Raw genomic sequence first — 2,656 nt, forward strand, 5'->3', positions numbered from 1 at the left:
GTCAACGGCGACGGCGACGACGAGATTATCGCCATTTCGGAAGAGGGCGTTCTCAAAATCTACGATCCCGTCGTCGCCGCCGGCCCGGTTCAGCCCGACCGGCAATTCAACGGCGTCTACTGGGATGAACTCTTCGCCGCGCAGCTTCCCGGCAGGCCGTTGCTGTTGGCGACCGGTGAGTTCGACGACAACCCGGCCTCGCGTGAAATCGTGGTGGTCTTTGAGGACCCAGACCGTTCTTCGACCTCGCGCATCCAGATTTTGGCCCAACCGGCGCCGCCGTTTGACGGCCGCATCTGGCAGCCGTTGACGGACGCCACGCTGCGCGCCGTCGCCACTGCGGTTGCGACCGGCGACCTCGACGGCGACGGACGCGACGAGATCGCCGTCGTCGCCCGGGATGCAGGCCGCCTGAGCGTTTTCCGCCGCGAGGCCAACAACGTGTTGCGAGAATTCTGGACATCCGCCAGTCAGCAGCGCCCGTGGCGAGACGTCGCCATCGGCAACGTGGCGCCGGAGAGCTCGCTGCCGGAGCTGGTGGCCGTGCGCAACGCTGCGCCCCCGCTCGCCTCGCTGGTGGTGCTGCGCTACAAGGCGCCCGACGCGTTTGAGGATGTCTTTCTGAGTCCGCATCTGCCGGCGCCGCGCGCCGTTTTTCTGGCGAATGTCAACCAGGCCAGCGCCTCCCAAATTTTCATGTTGCGCGATGTGCCGGCGAACGACACGCGCCCTCGGCTCTTCAACAGCCGCAGCGGAACCGGCGCCGGTTTTTCGTTCGAGGCGCGCCTCGACGCCGATAACGGCTATCGCGTTGCGGCGGCGGGCGATCTCGACGGCGACGGCAAGGATGAAATCGCCCTGGCGCGGGACACAGGGCTGCTGATTTTCAGGGAGCCCGCCTCTTCCACCACGCTCACGCAGACGGTGACGGCGCCCACCAATCGGCGCACCTTGGCCATCGGCAACCTCGACGCCTTAGGGCGTGATTTTTTGGCCAGTACGCCGGCGAGCCTGACCTTTTCCGTCCGCGCTGGCGAGCGCGCGCCGGCGCAAAGCGTCACGTTATCGAATCTGACGCGCAGCGGTTCGATCCCTTTTGTCGTGGAGATTCTTCCCCGGGTGGGGTTCGTCAACGCCACGCCCGCCGCCGGCGCCACGCCCGCCAACCTTTCCGTCGCCGTGGACGCCACCGACTTGCTGCCCATCTCCGAATTGAGCGCTGCAGAGGCGGCGACGTTGGGCGTGGATCTCAGCGTTGTCACGCCCACCTACGGCGCCAACGTGGTCGTCACCGCGGCCGATCCGCTGGCGCTCAACTCCCCGTTGACGATACCGGTGTTGATCGAGGTCACCCCGGGCATTGTGATGCGACCCGCACAAATTGGCGTGATGCTTCGGTCGACGGGTTCTGCGCCCACCTGCGAAGGCGCGTTTCCATTGACGATGGAAGTGAGCGTCCTGGGCGCATCGGGCATTACGTTCACGGTCAATCTGACTGCGGTTGGCGGGTCGATTGTTCAAGAAGCGGAGCCAACGGAGGGGACGACGGTGGTGTGGCCTTCGAGCGTTCCCTGGCTCTCGGCGATGTCTGCGGGCAACAGCGTGCCGGAGATTTTGACGCTGACCATTGGGGCGGGGGAAACGCCGCCGACGCCAATGGCGGAGGCGGAAATTGTGCTGAGGTCGGCGACGCCGTCGCTTGTGCGTCGCGTGCCGATTCGAGTCGGCTGTTTTCGGCACCTGCTCTACGCGCCGCTGCTGGAGCGATAACTACGTCAGGCGGCGGCGCCGATCACATGCTCCCGGCTGACTCCCATCAGTCGTTCCCAGCGCTCCGCCGCCACCGGATTGCTGAGCAGCACAAGCGCCACGTAGCTTGGCTCGAAGGGACGGCGGATCAACTGCATTCCCGCTTCCTCCGGCGTCTGATTGCCTTTGCGTTGGTTGCAGCGTTTGCAGGCGGTCGCAAGGTTGCTCCATGCATGTTCGCCCCCGCGGCTGCGCGGGATCACGTGATCGACCGTCAGCGCCGCCTGGCCGGGCTTCTCGCCGCAGTACTGACAGGTGTACGCGTCGCGCAGCATGATGGCGGCGCGCGTCGGCGGCACGCGGCGATGGGGCAGGCGCACGTAGTGCACGAGGCGAATCACCAGCGGCACGGGAATGGTGCGGTTGGCCGCGCAGAGCATCTGCTGCGTGGCTTCCAGCAGCTCCGCCTTTTCGCGCAGCAACAACACGACCGCACGACGTACGGAGACGAGACTTAAGGGTTCATATCCGGCGTTGAGCACCAAAACTTGCTTCGACATACCTGGCACTCTGACAGTTTATGTTTGATTGAATTGCGTGAAACCTACCTCACAATCCTTCATGATGCAAGAAGCTGCGCACCGCTTATCAGAGTCGGAACAGTTGCATCCAATCAGATCAAAATCCCAAACCGATCAAAATCCCGAAATGTAGACAACCTGAGAAGCGCGCAGCAGAATCCCCCACAGGAAAAAGCAGGTCAGCGCCATGGCCAGGGTCTGCACCCGGGCGTCCGGAATTCTGCTGAAATAAGCGTAGGCGGCCGGCAGCGTGATCACGGCGACGACGCCGTATAAAATATGAATCCACGCCCGCGGCAACACCACGCCCAGCCCCTGAAACCACA

Annotated in this window: 3 protein-coding genes; 1 reads left to right on the plus strand and 2 read right to left on the minus strand. The window is 64.0% G+C overall.

All coding sequences use genetic code 11. From position 1 onward, the window contains the following. Nucleotides 1–1,770: FG-GAP repeat protein (locus Q0367_RS01805; RefSeq protein WP_298980718.1), on the plus strand; the 1,770-nt coding region annotated here is incomplete at its 5' end. A 5-nt stretch (nt 1,771–1,775) separates the two neighbouring features. Here the strand turns inward: Q0367_RS01805 and Q0367_RS01810 are convergent. Together Q0367_RS01810 and Q0367_RS01815 are read right to left on the minus strand one after the other, a co-directional pair. Beyond that, complete coding sequence (locus Q0367_RS01810; protein WP_297634137.1) at nt 1,776–2,309, minus strand: HNH endonuclease; 534 nt, start codon at nt 2,307–2,309, stop codon at nt 1,776–1,778. Between the two features lie 135 nt (nt 2,310–2,444). After that, on the minus strand, nt 2,445–2,656 hold a 212-nt coding region (locus tag Q0367_RS01815; RefSeq protein WP_298980719.1), incomplete at its 5' end, for a hypothetical protein.

This window comes from uncultured Caldilinea sp., assembly GCF_937128415.1.
In the GTDB taxonomy this organism is placed as follows: Bacteria; Chloroflexota; Anaerolineae; order Caldilineales; family Caldilineaceae; genus Caldilinea.

Excerpts from the sequence above, each read along its gene's own strand:
- Q0367_RS01810 (WP_297634137.1), bottom strand. The coding sequence starts at position 2,309 with ATGTCGAAGCAAGTTTTGGTGCTCAACGCCGGATATGAACCCTTAAGT.